14 protein-coding genes and 1 pseudogene are annotated in these 15,332 nt (G+C 62.9%); 8 read left to right on the top strand and 7 right to left on the bottom strand.

All coding sequences use genetic code 11. From position 1 onward, the window contains the following. Positions 1-156 precede the first annotated feature (156 nt). The 3 genes from ypfJ to ACFSOZ_RS19870 all read left to right on the top strand — a co-directional run bounded on the left by ypfJ (position 157) and on the right by ACFSOZ_RS19870 (position 3,422). Positions 157-1,083, top strand: coding sequence for a KPN_02809 family neutral zinc metallopeptidase (gene ypfJ / locus ACFSOZ_RS19880; protein ID WP_379100613.1), 927 nt, complete (start codon positions 157-159; stop codon positions 1,081-1,083). A 156-nt stretch (positions 1,084-1,239) separates the two neighbouring features. Continuing rightward, entirely contained in the window at positions 1,240-2,505 is a 1,266-nt protein-coding gene (locus ACFSOZ_RS19875) for a TCR/Tet family MFS transporter (protein WP_379100611.1), read from the top strand. Continuing rightward, positions 2,502-3,422: an aldo/keto reductase gene (locus ACFSOZ_RS19870; protein ID WP_379100609.1), complete on the top strand. Its 921-nt coding sequence runs from the start codon at positions 2,502-2,504 to the stop codon at positions 3,420-3,422. Before ACFSOZ_RS19875 ends, ACFSOZ_RS19870 begins: the two co-directional genes overlap by 4 nt. Before the next feature lie 60 nt (positions 3,423-3,482). Here the strand turns inward: ACFSOZ_RS19870 and carA are convergent, their stop codons facing one another. Beyond that, positions 3,483-4,688, bottom strand: coding sequence for a glutamine-hydrolyzing carbamoyl-phosphate synthase small subunit (gene carA / locus ACFSOZ_RS19865; RefSeq protein WP_379100607.1), 1,206 nt, complete (start codon positions 4,686-4,688; stop codon positions 3,483-3,485). 277 nt (positions 4,689-4,965) lie between these two features. Here carA and ACFSOZ_RS19860 point away from each other — a divergent pair, with 277 nt between their 5' ends. From ACFSOZ_RS19860 to ACFSOZ_RS19845, 4 genes are all read left to right on the top strand, one after another. Further along, positions 4,966-5,415, top strand: coding sequence for a GatB/YqeY domain-containing protein (locus tag ACFSOZ_RS19860; RefSeq protein WP_379100605.1), 450 nt, complete (start codon positions 4,966-4,968; stop codon positions 5,413-5,415). 245 nt (positions 5,416-5,660) lie between these two features. Continuing rightward, positions 5,661-5,987 (top strand): PadR family transcriptional regulator, encoded by a 327-nt coding sequence (locus ACFSOZ_RS19855; RefSeq protein WP_379100603.1) that lies wholly within the window; start codon positions 5,661-5,663, stop codon positions 5,985-5,987. Next, a complete protein-coding gene (locus ACFSOZ_RS19850; RefSeq protein WP_379100601.1) occupies positions 5,984-6,550 on the top strand; it encodes a DUF1700 domain-containing protein in 567 nt (188 codons plus the stop codon). Before ACFSOZ_RS19855 ends, ACFSOZ_RS19850 begins: the two co-directional genes overlap by 4 nt. Positions 6,551-6,584: 34 nt before the next feature. Further along, positions 6,585-7,292 carry a GIN domain-containing protein gene (locus ACFSOZ_RS19845; RefSeq protein ID WP_379100599.1) on the top strand — a complete coding sequence of 236 codons (708 nt, stop codon included), beginning with the start codon at positions 6,585-6,587 and terminating at the stop codon, positions 7,290-7,292. Between the two features lie 52 nt (positions 7,293-7,344). On the opposite strand, the gene ACFSOZ_RS19840 is transcribed toward ACFSOZ_RS19845, so the two are convergent. Beyond that, positions 7,345-8,271 (bottom strand): LysR family transcriptional regulator, encoded by a 927-nt coding sequence (locus ACFSOZ_RS19840; RefSeq protein ID WP_379100597.1) that lies wholly within the window; start codon positions 8,269-8,271, stop codon positions 7,345-7,347. A 105-nt stretch (positions 8,272-8,376) separates the two neighbouring features. On the opposite strand from ACFSOZ_RS19840, the pseudogene pcaD reads away from it, so the two are divergent. Then, a pseudogene (gene pcaD, locus ACFSOZ_RS19835) lies at positions 8,377-9,167 on the top strand (3-oxoadipate enol-lactonase). A 51-nt stretch (positions 9,168-9,218) separates the two neighbouring features. Here the strand turns inward: pcaD and ACFSOZ_RS19830 are convergent. The 5 genes from ACFSOZ_RS19830 to ACFSOZ_RS19810 form a co-directional block, all read right to left on the bottom strand. Next, a complete protein-coding gene (locus ACFSOZ_RS19830) occupies positions 9,219-10,205 on the bottom strand; it encodes a hypothetical protein (RefSeq protein ID WP_379100595.1) in 987 nt (328 codons plus the stop codon). 179 nt (positions 10,206-10,384) lie between these two features. Beyond that, positions 10,385-11,431: a glutathione synthetase gene (locus ACFSOZ_RS19825; RefSeq protein ID WP_379100593.1), complete on the bottom strand. Its 1,047-nt coding sequence runs from the start codon at positions 11,429-11,431 to the stop codon at positions 10,385-10,387. A gap of 14 nt (positions 11,432-11,445) precedes the next feature. After that, positions 11,446-13,314 (bottom strand): flavohemoglobin expression-modulating QEGLA motif protein, encoded by a 1,869-nt coding sequence (locus tag ACFSOZ_RS19820; RefSeq protein ID WP_379100591.1) that lies wholly within the window; start codon positions 13,312-13,314, stop codon positions 11,446-11,448. Then, a complete protein-coding gene (locus ACFSOZ_RS19815) occupies positions 13,311-14,135 on the bottom strand; it encodes an N-formylglutamate amidohydrolase (RefSeq protein ID WP_379100994.1) in 825 nt (274 codons plus the stop codon). The genes ACFSOZ_RS19820 and ACFSOZ_RS19815 overlap by 4 nt, the downstream gene beginning before the upstream one ends. A gap of 86 nt (positions 14,136-14,221) precedes the next feature. Next, positions 14,222-15,175 carry a hydrogen peroxide-inducible genes activator gene (locus tag ACFSOZ_RS19810; RefSeq protein ID WP_379100589.1) on the bottom strand — a complete coding sequence of 318 codons (954 nt, stop codon included), beginning with the start codon at positions 15,173-15,175 and terminating at the stop codon, positions 14,222-14,224. Positions 15,176-15,332 lie beyond the last annotated feature (157 nt).

The raw sequence follows: 15,332 nt of genomic DNA, 5'->3' as shown, positions 1-15,332 counted from the left end.
ATGCTACAGGCCTTCCCTGGTCTCGGCCAGAGTGGCGAGGTCGCCATATCAGGCTCGAAAAATACTGTGACTTGGCGCAACCATTGCGATAATTGTTTGTTGGGTTGAGCCGGCCTTGCCGGAACAACGGGGAAGTTCGCAGCGCGAGGAGTTGCCATGCTCTGGAGAGGCCGCCGTCAGAGTGACAATGTCGAGGACGACCGCAGCGATAGCGGCGGCGGTCTCGGCGGCGGCAGCCCCGGTCAGTTCCGCATCCCGATCGGCGGTCGTGCCGGTGGTGGCGGGAGCATCTTCCTGGTCATTCTGGTTGTTCTCGCCGGATGGTATTTCGGCTTCGATCCGTCGACGATCCTCGGCGGTGGCGATGGCGGCCTGTCGCCGGGCGGCGGCGGCCAGATCACTGACGACAGCGGCGCCCAGGACAGCGGCGCGGGTGCGCCCGCCAATGACGAGATGAAGCAGTTCGTCGCCACCGTGCTGGCCGAGACCGAAGACACCTGGACTGGCATCTTCAAGTCTCAGGGGTTGACCTACGAGGACCCGAAGCTGGTGCTGTTCAGCGGCCAGATTCGCTCGGCTTGCGGCTCGGCCTCGTCGTCGGCCGGGCCATTCTATTGTCCCGGCGACCACAAGGTCTATCTCGACATGACCTTCTTCCAGCAGCTGGACCAGCAGTTCGGCGCCGCGGGTGAATTCGCCCGCGCCTATGTGATCGCGCATGAGGTCGGCCACCATGTGCAGAACCTGACCGGCATCATGTCCAAGTTCAACCAGATGCGGCAAGGCATGAGCGAAGCGGATGCCAACCAGCTGTCGGTGCGCATCGAGCTTCAGGCCGATTGCTTCGCCGGCGTCTGGGCGCACTACACCGCGCAGAAAGGCATATTGGAGCAGGGCGACATAGAGAGTGCGCTGAACGCCGCCAAGCAGATCGGCGACGATACGCTGCAGAAGAAGACGCAGGGCTATGTCGTGCCGGAAAGCTTCAACCACGGCACCTCGCAGCAGCGGCAGACCTGGCTGGCGCGCGGCTATAAGAGCGGCAAGCTTTCGGATTGCAACACGCTGAGCGGCCCGATCTGAGAGACTGTTTCCCGAGACTGGCCTGACGGCGAAAGTGCCGTCAGGGAATGTCAGGATGAAAAACTTCGGCCTGTTCCCTCATTGTTCCTTGCAGCGGGCTCGCCTATAAGGTGCGTCCGCCTGCGCCCCAGGGCGAGCAGAGGAGCTTGACCCTTCATGATCGACCCCAAAACCGCCAGACGGGGCCTTGCGCTCGTCTTCACCACGCTACTGCTCGACATCATCGGCTTCGGCATGATCATGCCGGTGCTGCCGGCCTATCTCAGGGAGTTGACCGGCGTCAGCATCAGTGGAGCGGCGATCGAGGGCGGCTGGCTGCTCTTCGTCTATGCGGCGATGCAGTTCTTTTTCGCACCCATCATGGGCGGCTTGAGCGACCGGTTCGGGCGACGGCCGATCCTGCTCGCCTCGGTGCTGACCTTTTCCATCGACAATCTGATCTGCGCCGTCGCCTGGTCCTACCCGATGCTGTTCATCGGACGCGTGCTGGCCGGCATTTCCGGCGCCAGCTATTCGACGACATCCGCGTTCATCGCCGACATCTCCAACGACGATAACCGGGCGAAGAATTTCGGCCTGCTCGGCATCGCTTTTGGCGTCGGCTTCGTCATCGGGCCGGTTCTGGGCGGGCTGCTCGGCACGTTCGGGCCGCGCGTGCCGTTCTATTTCGCTGCCGGGCTGGCTTTCGTGAACTTCCTGATCGCGCTGTTCCTCTTGCCGGAAACGCTCGATGACAAGCACCGCCGCCGCTTCGAGTGGAAACGCGCGAACCCGGTCGGGACGCTTCTGCAGATGCGCCAATACAAAGGCATCGGCTGGATCGGGCTTGTCTTCTTCCTGATGACGCTCGGCCATATGATGTATCCGGCGGTGTGGTCGTTCGTCTCCAATTACCGCTATGGCTGGAGCGAGCAGCAGATCGGCTTCTCGCTTGGCGCCTTCGGCCTGTGCGGCGCGATCGTCATGGCGACGGTGCTGCCGCGCATCATCCCTAGGCTTGGCGAGTGGAAAACGGCGGTTATCGGCCTTGCCTTCACGGCGCTCAGCGCCTTCGGTTACGCCTTCGCGTCGCAAGGCTGGATGATCTATGCGGTGATCGTCGTCGGCTGTCTGGAAGCGCTGGCCGATCCGCCGCTGAGGAGCCTCGCCGCCGCCAAGGTGCCGCCTTCGGCGCAAGGCGAACTGCAAGGCGCGATGACCTCGATCTTCTCGATCACCTCGATCATCACGCCGCTGCTCTATACGGCGATCTTTTCCTGGTTCACGGGGCCGAATGCGCCCGTGACCTTCGGCGGCGCGCCCTATCTGGTCGGCGCGTTTTTCCTGACGCTGGCGCTCATTGTCTTCGTCACCAAAGTGGCCAGACCGGCGCCGCTCAGAAACGTCACGGCCGGCGTCGCGGAAGATGGAGCGCAGATATGAGCCACGATAGCCGCATTGCCTTGACCGAGGACGGGCCGTCGCTGTCACGGCTGGTTTTCGGCGCCTGGCGCCTGCTCGACAGCGCCGTCCGCCCGGATGCCGAAGCAGTGGCCCGGCTGATCGGCACCGCCGTCGATCTCGGCCTGACCAGTTTCGACCATGCCGACATCTATGGAAACTACGAGGTCGAGGCGGCCTTCGGCGCCGGGCTGGCGCGCTGGAAAGGCAAGCGCGACGAGATCGAGCTGATCTCGAAATGTGACATCATGCTGGCGTCGGGCAACCGGCCGCAGAACCGGTTGAAGCACTATGACACCAGTGCCGCCCATATCGCGGCCTCGGTCGACCGCTCGCTCGCCAATCTCCACACCGATTATCTCGACCTGTTGCTGCTGCACCGGCCGGACCCGCTGATGGATGCCGACGACACGGCGGCGGCACTGGCCGGGCTGGTCAAATCCGGCAAGGTGCGGGCGGTCGGTGTCTCCAATTTCACGCCGTCGCAGTTCGATCTCCTGGCTTCGCGGCTGCCCTTCGCGCTCGCCACCAACCAGATCGAAATGTCGGTGCTGAAGACATCGCCGCTGACCGATGGCAGCCTCGATCACGCACAGCGGCTTTCCTATGCGCCGATGATCTGGTCACCGCTGGGCGGCGGCTCGCTGTTCACCGGCAAGGAGGGGCGAGAAGCGCGGGTGCGTGCGGCGCTTGCGGCTGTAGCCGCCGAGATCGGTGCCGGCGATCTCGCTGCCGTCGCCATCGCCTGGCTGCTGCGCCATCCGGCGCAACTGGTGCCGGTGCTGGGCACGATGAAGCCGGAACGGTTGGCTGCCATGGTCAAGGCGCTGGAGATCAGCCTCGACCGCCAGCAATGGTTCGCCATCCTAGAAGCCAGCGAAGGCCGGCCGGTGGCGTAGACCTTCCGAAGGCACGGCGTGATTGTGGCGTGCCCTATGGGGCAGCGCTAGCGGATCGAGTTAAGCCCGCTCCGCCAGCAATTCCTCGCCACGCTTCTCGCGGATGAGATTGACGAAGCGGCGGAACAGATAGTGCGAATCCTGCGGGCCGGGCGAGGCTTCGGGGTGATGCTGGACCGAGAACACCGGCCGTCCGGTCAGCGTGATGCCGCAGTTCGAACCGTCGAACAGCGAGACATGGGTTTCCTCGACGCCGGCGGGCAGCGAATCGGCATCGACGGCAAAGCCGTGGTTCATCGAGACGATCTCGACCTTGCCGGTGGTGTGGTCCTTGACCGGATGGTTGGCGCCGTGATGGCCCTGGTGCATCTTGGCGGTCTTGCCGCCCAGCGCCAGCGCCAGCATCTGGTGGCCAAGGCAGATGCCGAAGACCGGGATGTCGGTCTTCAACAGGTCCTGAATGACCGGCACGGCATAGTCGCCGGTGGCTTCCGGATCGCCGGGGCCGTTGGAGAGGAAGATGCCGTCGGGCTGCATGGCAAGGATTTCTTCAGCGCCGGTGTTGGCCGGCACCACGGTGACCTTGGCGCCGAGGCCGGCGAGCAGGCGCAAGATGTTGCGTTTGACGCCGTAGTCGATGGCAACGACATGCATCGAGGGCGCGGCCTGTTCGCCAAAGCCTTCGTTCCAGCCCCATGGCGTCTCACGCCAGACCGAGGACTGGCCTGATGTGACCTCTTTGGCGAGATCGAGCCCGATCAGGCCCGACCATGCGGCGGCGCGCTGCTTCAGATCGTCGAGGTCGAAGACGCCATCGGGCGCGTGCGCGATGACGGCGTTGGGCATGCCCTTTTCGCGGATCAGCGCGGTCAGTGCGCGGGTGTCGATGCCCGACAGGGCGACGATACCGCGCTTCTTCAGCCACTGGTCGAGACCGGTGCCGGCGCGGTAGTTCGACGGGTTGGTGACATCGGCCTTGAACACGGCACCGACGGCGCCGGCGCGGGCAACCGGATTGAGGTCCTCGATGTCCTCGTCATTGGTGCCGATGTTGCCGATATGCGGGAAGGTGAAAGTGACGATCTGGCCGGCATAGGACGGGTCGGTGAGGATCTCCTGGTAGCCGGTCAGCGCGGTGTTGAAGCAGACCTCGGCGACGGCGGAGCCGGTGGCACCCAGGCCGCGACCCTCGATGACGGTGCCGTCGGCCAGCACCAGAAGGGCAGTCGGCTTTTCGGTTGCCCAGGGGGCGGTCATCTCGGCCATGGCGGCACTCCTATGTGGCTGCGCGCTTCAACCGGCCCGGCGGGCCATCTGCGCAGCAAACGGCGCAAAGCGGCGATTTCGCAGCTTTCACGCACTCAGGCTTCAGTTCATGCAAGGCCCAGTACATAGGGGAAGGGGGCAGAGCGGTCAATGATCATGCGAAATCGGGCTTCGAATTATTTCATCAAGCAATATCAGTGACTTGCCTAAAGATATCAGAGTTTGCGTTGGCCTGTCCTCGGCGCTATTGTCCGCGCCGATCGAAGGAGAAAGCACCATGCGTGGCAAAATCGCCGAATCCCTCAAGAGCGCGATGAAGGCGCAGGACAAGCATCGGCTGCCGACGCTGCGGCTGATCCAGGCGGCCATCCACGACCGCGACATCGCCAATCGCGGTTCGGCCAAGGAGCCGGCCAGCGATGAGGAGATCCTGCAGATCCTGGCCAAGATGGTGAAGCAGCGCGAGGAATCGGCCAAGGCGTTCGACGACGGCAAACGGCCGGAACTGGCCGCGCAGGAGCGCGGCGAGATGGAGATCATCCGCACCTTCCTGCCAACGCAGCTGGACGATGCCGCGGTGGCCGCGGCGGCGCGCGAGGCGATTGCGGCGACAGGTGCGGCCAGCCAGAAGGACATGGGCAAGGTGATCGCCGCGCTGAAGCAGAAATATGCCGGCCAGATGGATTTCGGCAAGGCGAGCGGCATCGTCAAGGGCCTGTTGCAGTAAGGGTCCTCGCGAAGGCAACGCCTACGTGCCGCGCAAAGGCGGGCGAGAGCCTCGTATTTCCTGAACCTCTTTCCATGAGACAGGTCGCTGGCGTCGCGGCGGCACGCGACCTCGCGCATTGATCGGATTTTTTCGCCGGACACAGTTCCCGGACCCCGATCGCACGAGCCGCCGAGGAACGTCAATCCGCTACCTTGCATAAACAGGTAGCGTGTTATATACACATCTCGAAACCGAGATCTGCCATGACCGACTCGATCCAGGTGCAGTTGCGAAAGGGCGCGCTTGATCTGTGCGTCCTGGCCGTGCTGTCACGGGGCGAAAGCTATGGCTATGAAATCGCCAGCACGCTAGTCGCCGCGGTCAGCATGGGGGAAGGCACGATCTATCCCCTGATGCGGCGGATGCAGAATGAAGGCCTGGTCGCGACCCGCATCGTCGAGTCGAGCAGCGGGCCGCCGCGCAAATATTACCGGCTCACGCCGCTGGGCCAGAAAGCTTTCGAAGCTCACCGCCGCGACTGGCGCTCGTTTGCCGGCGCGGTCGATAAACTTCTCGAGGATTTGCCATGACCAGGGACGCCTTCTTGCGCACGCTGAGACTGGGGCTCGCCGGCCTGCCGCCTCAGGAGATCGAGGATATTGTTGGCGACTACAGCGCTCATTTCGCCGATGCCTCGGGCCGCAGCGAAGCTGAGGTCGCTTCTGCCCTGGGTGATCCGGCCAGGCTTGCCCGCGAGTTGCAGGCCGAAGCCGGGCTGCGTCGCTTCGAAGCCCACTGGAGCGTGTCGAACATGTTCGCGGCCATGTTGGCGCTGGCCGGCCTTGCCTTCGTCGATCTCGTTTTCCTGCTGCCGCTGCTCATCATCGCGGCCGTCCTTGCGCTCGGCCTTGGCATCACGCTCGTCGCCATCGGTGCGCTCGGCGTCAAGATCATTCTCACCGCACTGGTGTTCTCCAGCGGCGGGACGCTCACAGCGACGCTGGGTCGCCTGTTCATCGGTGCCGGACTGGTCAGCAGCCTGCTCGGTGGCGGCGCCTTGCTGTTGTTGGGCTCGAGTGCGGGCATAGGGGTCCTCGGGCGCTATGCGCGGCTGCATTCCCGTCTCACTCAATCGGACCGCAACCCCGTTTGAGCGTTGTTTGTCATAACGTTGAAGGAAACGGACAATGACTGGAAAATTGGCATTCGTCGCCACCGCCGGAATGATCGGCGCCGTCGTTTTTCTGGCTCTGGGCATCGGTCTTTCCGGACCGGATTGGGTCCATGCCGGGGGGGCCTGGATTGGCGGGCAATCCACCTGCGGAGCGGCCACATCCACCAGAAAAGAGATCACATTGCCCTTCAGTGCTGGCGACAGTCTGACGATCGAGTTGCCGGCTTCGGTCCACTACCAGCCGGGGGACAAGGCCGAGGCTGTCGTAACCGGCGACCCAGCGCTGCTCGACCATGTGCGGATGGAGGGCAGCAGGCTCAGCCTGGACTGCGAGCCGGGCTGGTTCGCGCCCCGGTTCGATGTCAACCTGTCGGGGCCGGCGATTTCAGACTGGAAGGTGCTCGGCAGCGGCGACGTTACCCTGTCGCAGATCAATCAGCCTGAGCTGCGACTGAGCATCCGCGGGAGCGGCAGCGTCGCTGCCACCGGAACCGCCAAGACGGTCGGTCTGGAGATTTCCGGTTCCGGCACCGGGCGGCTCAAAAACCTGATCGCCCAATCCGCACAGATCGAGATTCGCGGCAGCGGCGATGCGCAGATAACCGCGGAGGCGGATGCGGACGTCTCGATTTCCGGCAGCGGTGACGTCGAGCTGTACGGGCACCCGACCATGCGGCGCTCGGAGGTAAGAGGCAGCGGCAGCATCACGCAGGTGCCGTAGCCCGGCTGCAATCGTCGGACTGCGCCTTTGGCTGGCTGGTTTGGCCGGTGGCCTAGCGGGCAGTTTTCCGCGGTTCGAGCGCACGGCGCAACGCTGGCGCCTCCTGCTGGATATGATCCCACAACCGGTTCGCGATCGGTCCGTGCGGCCGGTCGCAGCGGCGCGCCACCACCAATTCGTCGATACGGCCCGGCAGGTGGCGGCCGGCAATGGATTGCAGGCGTCCGTCGCGCAGCTCTTCCTCGATCAGGAAGCGGGGCATGTGGCCCCATCCGAGGCCCTGCAGGATGATTTCCTTCTTCATGCCCTGATCGGCCACCATGCATTGCGGCGCCCCTTCGATCATGAAGTAGTCTCGCTGTGGTGAATGGCGGGCGGTGTCGCGCATGACGCATTGGGTGAGCGCGTGCATCCGGTCCGGTGTGATTGGCTGCCTGGTGCCTTCCGGCAGAAAACCCGGCGCCACCACGGGAATGAAAGGCACCTTGCACAGGTCGACCCATTCCACCCGCGGGTCGCCCTTGTCGATCCAGTGCAGGATCAAATCGGCTTCGTCATCGAAGAGGCGCTCCCACGGGCCGCCAACTGCTTCGAAGTGCAGATGCAGGCGCGTGCCCGGGTACTGGGCGAAGAACCGTCCGAGCATCCCCAGCGCCTGTGGGCGCGGGCACAGGTCGCCGATCACCACATGGATATCGCTTTCCTCGCCCATGGACAGCTGGGCGGCATGAATGCGCAGGTCCTCCAACTCGCGCAGCAGCTGACGCGCCCGGCGGTGGAATGACAGCCCCGCCTCGGTCGGGCGCACGCGATAGCCGCTGCGATCCAGAAGAATGAGGTCGAGTTGTCGTTCCAGCTTCGCGACGGCAGCGAACACCGCCGGATGCGAGCGATGCAGCATGGCCGCCGCAGGCTGGAAGCCGCCGGTGCGGACCACGGCGTCGAAGCATTGCAGGTCATGCAAGGTGAATTCGGCCATGTCAGCTTTTACTACAGAGATTGTCCTATCTTTGTAATATCATCAAAAACCCACCACGGCTACGCTTTGCCTCATTCAACGCTCCCAAAGGGAAGGTGCCTCACCATGAATGAGCTGAATTTCGTGACCATCGGCGACGGCACCCGCATCGCCTACCGGATAGACGGCGAGGCTGGAAAGCCGGTGCTGGTGCTGTCGAATTCCATCGGCACGACACTGCGGATGTGGGACCTGCAGGTCGACGAGCTGTCGAAGCATTTCCGTGTTCTGCGCTACGACTTTCGCGGCCATGGCGGATCAAGCGCCCCAGTCGGTGCCTACTCGCTGGACCGGCTTGGTCGCGACGTGATCGAGCTGCTCGACGCACTCGGCATTGAACGCGTGCACTTCCTCGGCCTGTCGCTAGGCGGCTCGTCGGGCAGTGGCTCGGCATCCATGCGCCCGAGCGGATCGAGCGGCTGATCCTGAGCAACACCTCGTCCCATCTCGGGCCGGCAAGCTATTTCGACGAGCGGATTGCCGCCGTGCTGCAGGCGCCGGACATGTCGGAAACCGCCGAGGTCTTCCTCAGCAACTGGTTCCCCGCGCCGATGGTGGCGGCCAACGAGCCGGTCGTCGCGGCGTTTCGCGCCATGCTGCTGACTATCAACCGGCAAGGCCTGGCGGGCCTGTTCGCGGCGGTTCGCGATGCGGACCTTCGCCGTACGGTGGCGCTGATCTCCCGGCCGACGCTGGTGATCGCCGGCCAGCATGACACTGTCACCGCCGCCAGCCACAGCGAGCTGATCACGGCGACGGTGCCTGGTGCGAAGCTGGTTGTCCTGCCCGCTGTTCACCTGTCGAATGTCGAATACCCTGCCGAGTTCATGCAGGCCGTGCTCGATTTTCTGCGCTGAACGGGCGCACGAAACCAACAGTGAAGTTCGCAGCCTCTCCGGGTGCGGACTTCAAGACCCCTTGCAGATTGGCAGCGGCTGCGATGGCGGTGCCGGATGATCCTTTTCGTATTGAGCAATCATCGGCTCGAGGGTTTTTCGCGGCCAGAATTTTGGAGCGCCGATTTCCTTCAGACAGGACGCGTTCCAGTAGGGCCTACCGCCCGATTGCGAACGGTTGGCCGACACTGCGGCGATGTCGCGTGATTCAGGGTAGATGTAAAGCGTCGTCGGGTTGTCCTTCACCATTGAGATGATCTGCTGCGCATCCGCCGGCGACCAGCTGGTGCAGCCATTGCTGCGGCCGCCGGCGTATTCCACCAGCTTGCCGAACGGCACGAAACCGTCATGGTCGGCATATGAACTGTTCGGATTTTTGCGCAGGCACATGCCGCGCAGCACCTGGGCCGCGTGGCCGCCGATCACCCGCTGTCTGGCGTTAGCAGCTTCGCCCTCGCCGTCGAATTGTATGAAGGTGCGCAGAAATGCGGCGTCCTGTTTCGCGCCGGTGCGATAAAAGCCTTTGAACGACGTTTTCGCCTCGCGGGTCATATAGGCGCCGCCGGCGGTCAGCTCCGAATCCATGGCGTTTCCGAAGTTCTTCGAGCACCGTCTGCCATTTGAAAAATCGACAGTGCCTTTCAGATTCCGGCCGCCGCCGTGACCTGATGAAATCGCGCGAAACGACTGGCTGGCTTCGCAGATGACATAGTATCGGCGCCCGAGCACTCCACTGCCCAGATCGCCGGGACGTGTGGCATCCATGGCGAAGTAGCAGGGGTTCTTGACGGCACCTTGCGCTACTTTTTTCAGATAGAGCGCGCGCGCCCGCTCCAGGACAATTTTTGAAATTTGCCCATCGCCATCGCCGACATGGGCCTGCAGCCAGGCGGGAAAGCCCGACGGCTGCAGCGCGGCAAAGGACCTCACCGACGCCGTCAAGGCGATCACCATGAGGAGGAGGCTGGCGACACCCAGAGGAACAGATCTCAACCGCACCGGATCAATTCTCCCGCCAAAGCCACCTTGCGAATCATTGCGATGTGGCCACACGAGGCCAATCATAAGAGACCGCGCGCCAACAGGCGAAACACATCTTGTTCAGCGCGCCAGCTGGAAGCCCTGTACGAGAACCGTGATGGGAGGTCGACGTGGCACAGCCGGCTTGCCTGCGTTCCTCAGAGCGTCGCCAGCCGCGAATTCGGCATGTTCTTTCCATAGGCTTGCCGCAGCGTCCGCTTCTCCTCCAGCGCAACGATGACACTTATGGCAAAGTCCGTCTTGTACATGGCGGCGAGCCGTGCGAGCCCGCCTGGCGTGAAAACGTTGATTTCCAGAAGTTTGTCACCGACGATGTCGAGCCCGACCAGAAACATGCCGTCGCTGATCAACTTGGGGCGCACCATTTCGGCAATACGCAACATCGTGCCCGTTACCTTGACCTTGCGGGCCGTTCCGGCGGCATGGATATTGGACCGGACGTCGCCCTTGGCTGGAACGCGGCGAAAGGCTGCGTAATTGCCGTCGCGCGACAGCGGCAGCCCGTTCATCAGAAAAAGACGCACGTCACCAGCCTTCGCCTCCGGAATGTAGGTCTGCGCGACGAGATAGCCGTCACCGCTGGCGGCCTCGAAAATCTGGTTGAGATTGGAATCGGTAGGCGTCGCGATATGAAAGACGTTCTTGCCACCCGACCCTTGCAGTGGCTTGACGATACAGCCCTTGGAGTTTTTGTCTATGAATGCGCGGATCTCGGAAATGCTGCGCGATATCAGGGTCGCCGGCCTGACGACCTCGGGGAAAGTCTGAAGATAGAGCTTACTCTGTGCCTGCCCTAGACAGCCCGGATCGTTGACGACAATGACGCCGCGTTCCGCCGCAAGCCGCCCGAACATAACGCCTGCGTTGGCGGCCCACGGTCGAGCGGTGGCGTCCAGCGACGGGTCGTTGCGCAGAAACAAGATGTCGATATCGCTTATCGCGAAGGTCTTTTTCTGCCTCGCGGCATCCTTCAGGGCAGCATACAGCGTATCGGACGTCTTGTAGGTAGCATCTGGCACAACCGCGACGCTGACAGCCAGACCGTCATCCGGACGCAGTATGAAGTCGCCTGGTTCAACATAGACAACGGAATGGCCGCGCTGGACTGCAGCCAGCGCCAACGTTGTCGTCGTGTAGCCGGGCGTCTCGCTCTCAATGGAATTGACAAAGAACGCAATGCGCATTGAGGAGGCTCCGTTCAGGTTTCAACCATATCGATCGGGTCGATTCCCGCCATCGCTTTCTTGAGGCGCGGACGCGCCGCGTCGGAAGAGAGAAACGTCGGTTCTAGGCGCGGCGCCCGCAGCAGGCCGCGTGCGTTGAGCTCCTGGATCGCGCCGAAATGCGCGGCGGAGATCTTGCCGATCCAGAAAGGAGTGAGGCTGCCGCCGTTCTTGAGATGATCGAGAATCTGTACCACGCCGCGCAGATAGATGGCGTCTTTTGCAAGGCCACCGCCTCGATAGACACGTAGAACGACGTTGAAGGCGCTGCGATCATCGAGACCGAAATCCCTATGGAGAATGCGGAAGGTTTCCTCAAACGCTGCGCCGGCGAGCATCGCCTCACATGCGATGACCCGAGCCGCGATCAGCCTCAACCGCGCCGCGGTCATGCCGCCGACCAGATACTCCGCCAGCACGGCCAGTCCCTCCTGCATGCCCTCGTAGCCGGCGAGCCCGTTGCGGAAGATGGCAAGCCCCTGCGCATCACCGTTGAAATAGGTCAGCAGATGAACACCGATCTCGTGGCTGAGCAGCGCAGTCAGCCGTTCCGATGGAAGGTTGGTATCGCGCGAAACCAGCAGTCGGTTTCGAGAGACCAGGAGGCCAGCCGGCAGATCGCCGCGGATCTCCACGGAAGCATCGAAATTGGCGTAGGCGGCCCGGTACCCGGCGATCATCTCTCGCGCAGCCGAAGCAACGGCGTCGGCATCCAGGCCCTTCTGCCGGGCCGCCGAAGCAATTCGCGGTACCCTTTCAAGAATAGTGCGTGCCCGCGCCGCCAGGCTCGGTTCGACGCTGCCATAGAGTGCTCGCCCGAGTTCGACGAAGCGGGGCGTTTCGCGTGCCGCGAGCATCGACAGCTGGAGATCGAGTTCCTGCTGCTTTTGGGAGAGCAGTTTGGTCAGGAGCGGATCTTCCAAATGATCGAGCGAGATCGAATAGAGCTTCCGCTTCTGGACGGCGACCCCAAACTCGAGCGGCCTGTAGAGCAGTGTGGGCACATGCTCGAAGCCGCCTGCCTGGAATTCCAGCCAGGCTGGTTCGGCATTGATCGGTGTGACGGCTAGCAGAAAATCGAACGTCGACGCGACGCTGTCAATTGCCCGGTCGGCACGCACGACTGCGTCGATATAGGCGCGGCGCCCGAGTGAACGATGGGTTGCCGGCTGTTCCAGCCTTGATGCCTTCAGGAAGGCGCTGACGGCCTGAAGCGCGGAATCGACCATGTTGGCGACGACGAGGTCGTGGAGTTCAGGATAGACGCGCTTGGTGCCCGGCACCCTGTAGATCGGAGCGAAGCGCACCGTCAGGCATGCCGCATCACCGAGATCATCCCAGAGCCGTGCTTCGGCGCGTGTCGTGGGGGTGAGATCGTCCACGCGGGGGGTGCGGTATTTTGCTTCGCGTGCCGACGCAGCGGTGGCGAAGCGCTTGAGTGCAGCCTTCTCCGCCGCGGTGTTGCCGCAGGCCAGAGCAATCTCGAATGGCGGCAGGAACGGAACATCTTCCGTCAGGAACCGGTCTTCGGCCAACTCGCCGATGTCCAGCATGAGGAATGCCCCGCAGTGATCGCGGGTCCTTCGCGCAACCAGCCGCGCGACCTCGCTGGCGAGGCCAATGTCGGCCGCGATCAGATAGGACGCGTTGGCGGAAACAATGTGGAAGGCTGCATCCTGACGCGACCCAACATGGACACACAGAAAGGGCAGCGGTCGATCCATGTGCAAGCGGTTGCCGTTGCCGAACTCGCGGCGGATCGGCTTGCCGTCCTGGAAAAGCGCGTCCAGGTCCGATTCAATTTGCGCCAACCGGGGCGCGGGCTCAACGAGCTTGGGCTTCATTGTACGGCCCGCAGCGCCGACTCCAGGACGGGCACCGTAGATGCCAGCATAGCGCGCAGCTGTTCGATTGCTGCCCAGTCGGGGTCGCCGCTCCATTCGTCCATGAAAATCTTCTTGAACTCTACCGCGATGGCACACCCGGTCTTGGGGAAATTAGCATGGACGAAACGGGTCTGTTCGCCCTTGCCCTGGAATGACACATTCTCGCGCACGTCGATCGGCTCGCCGTTGAAACGGTGGCTGCGCAGCGTCTCCATGAAGGCGCCGACAACCGGAGCCCAGCGCGCGCGGTCCATCGAGAATGTGCCGATATTGATGTCAGGCGCGACATCGTGAGACGCCGGCGTTCCTTCCGGCCCTTCGCGCCGGTGGTTGTAGCTGTGGACGTCGACAAGGACGAACCTGCCGTAGCGCTTTTCAACCTCGGACAGGACAAGCTTGAGCTCGGCATAGAAGGCGTCGTGAAGGGCGAGGGACTCGTCTATCACCTCCTCGGCCGGGGGCTCTCGCCACACGTTCAAGCCCCAGGACTGGTCCGGCGACAGATAGATTGCACCTTCGCGCGCGCGGTTCAGATCGACTTGAAAGCGCGATCGATGGACGATGATCTGGGTCGGGAAATCGGCGATAAAGTGTTCTGTGAAGGGGTCCTCCTCCCGCAGCCGGTCGGAGTCCGAGATGGACAGGAGCGATTGGCAAGCGCGCCCGACGTCGGAACCGCTGTGGATCGCCGTGCCAATGACAGGCGATTCGCCGAGCTTGATTGTCCAGCTTGCCGGCGACCCGCTAGGAGCATTGTTGAAAGTGGGCTTGTTCACGATCCACGGAAATGCACTGAGAGGGCGGACGGTTCCGGTTCATCACACAAGCCGAACGGGTTTTACTCCTGAGGAAGAGGTGGCAGTCCTCATTCGGCGGCAGCCGCCAGGTTCAGCAGGTGCGCAATCGGTGTCGGATTGTGCTGTGCGCGCAGCGTGTCGGCCGACTGACGAACGACTTCGGAAATCCGTAGCAGCTGTTTGGCGATCGGGCTGGTCTTGCGCCAGACCATGCCGATCGTCCGCGACGGCTGGGGACTCCTGAAGCGTGCGATGGAGACCGACGCCGAGCGCGTCTCCACCGGCACGGCCATTTCCGGGATCAAGGTGACGCCGATGCCGGCGCTGACCATCTGGACCAGGGTCGACAGCGAACTGCCGTCCAGCAATTCGCGTGGCCGTGTCGAATGCATGTTGCAGAAGGACAGTGCCTGGTCGCGGAAGCAATGACCCTCTTCCAGCAGAAGCAGCCGCATTTCACGCAGCATCTCGCGATTGGGCACCGGCTTTCCCTCGTCTTCACCGGGCCGGACCAGCACGAAGTTCTCGGCAAACAGCACGATTTCCGTCAGCGACGGTTCGGACACCGGCAAGGCAACGATGGCCGCGTCGAGCCGACCGTCCGCCAGTTCCTGGATCAGCTTTTGCGTCTGCGTCTCGCGCACATGGATATCGAGGCCGTCATGCATGCTTGAGAGGTTGCCAATGATGGTCGGCAGGAGGTAGGGCGCGATCGTCGGGATGACGCCAATGCGTAGCCGACCGACCAGCCTGTCGCGCGAAGAGCGCGCAAGATCGGCGAGTTCATCCACCGAACGCAGGATGTCGCGGACGCGCAAGGCAAATTCTTCGCCGAAATTGGTCAGTCGAACCTGCCGAGGGCCTCTTTCGAAAAGCTCCGTGCCCAGCGTTTCCTCCAACTCCCTGATCTGCACCGAGATGGCGGGCTGGGAGATCGCGCAGGCGTCCGCCGCGCGTCCGAAGTGGTTGTGCCGCGCCAGCGCCTCGAAATAGCGCAGCTGCTTCAGGGTCAGGTTTGTCATAATGTGATCTTATCGCTGCAATCAGGAAATCCAACTTAAATTAATCGCGCAGCTTTGCTATAGGAGCTGCAAGGGAGATGAGGAGCAGCCGGGACGGCTTCGTCCAGGGCGCCCCCAGCAACAGGACATCCAAGATATTCGGTCGCGTATCGGGCAT

Source organism: Mesorhizobium newzealandense (genome assembly GCF_042682145.1).
Lineage (GTDB): Bacteria > Pseudomonadota > Alphaproteobacteria > Rhizobiales > Rhizobiaceae > Mesorhizobium > Mesorhizobium newzealandense.
The sequence above is the reverse complement of the archived record's forward strand: the minus strand, read 5'-3'. Positions and strand labels throughout refer to the sequence as shown.

What these genes read in the sequence shown, in the direction of transcription:
- ypfJ (WP_379100613.1), top strand. Translation starts at nt 157, where the DNA reads ATGCTCTGGAGAGGCCGCCGTCAGAGTGACAATGTCGAGGACGACCGC.
- ACFSOZ_RS19875 (WP_379100611.1), top strand. Translation starts at nt 1,240, where the DNA reads ATGATCGACCCCAAAACCGCCAGACGGGGCCTTGCGCTCGTCTTCACC.
- ACFSOZ_RS19870 (WP_379100609.1), top strand. Translation starts at nt 2,502, where the DNA reads ATGAGCCACGATAGCCGCATTGCCTTGACCGAGGACGGGCCGTCGCTG.
- carA (WP_379100607.1), bottom strand. Translation starts at nt 4,688, where the DNA reads ATGGCCGAGATGACCGCCCCCTGGGCAACCGAAAAGCCGACTGCCCTT.
- ACFSOZ_RS19860 (WP_379100605.1), top strand. Translation starts at nt 4,966, where the DNA reads ATGCGTGGCAAAATCGCCGAATCCCTCAAGAGCGCGATGAAGGCGCAG.
- ACFSOZ_RS19855 (WP_379100603.1), top strand. Translation starts at nt 5,661, where the DNA reads ATGACCGACTCGATCCAGGTGCAGTTGCGAAAGGGCGCGCTTGATCTG.
- ACFSOZ_RS19850 (WP_379100601.1), top strand. Translation starts at nt 5,984, where the DNA reads ATGACCAGGGACGCCTTCTTGCGCACGCTGAGACTGGGGCTCGCCGGC.
- ACFSOZ_RS19845 (WP_379100599.1), top strand. Translation starts at nt 6,585, where the DNA reads ATGACTGGAAAATTGGCATTCGTCGCCACCGCCGGAATGATCGGCGCC.
- ACFSOZ_RS19840 (WP_379100597.1), bottom strand. Translation starts at nt 8,271, where the DNA reads ATGGCCGAATTCACCTTGCATGACCTGCAATGCTTCGACGCCGTGGTC.
- ACFSOZ_RS19825 (WP_379100593.1), bottom strand. Translation starts at nt 11,431, where the DNA reads ATGCGCATTGCGTTCTTTGTCAATTCCATTGAGAGCGAGACGCCCGGC.
- ACFSOZ_RS19820 (WP_379100591.1), bottom strand. Translation starts at nt 13,314, where the DNA reads ATGAAGCCCAAGCTCGTTGAGCCCGCGCCCCGGTTGGCGCAAATTGAA.
- ACFSOZ_RS19810 (WP_379100589.1), bottom strand. Translation starts at nt 15,175, where the DNA reads ATGACAAACCTGACCCTGAAGCAGCTGCGCTATTTCGAGGCGCTGGCG.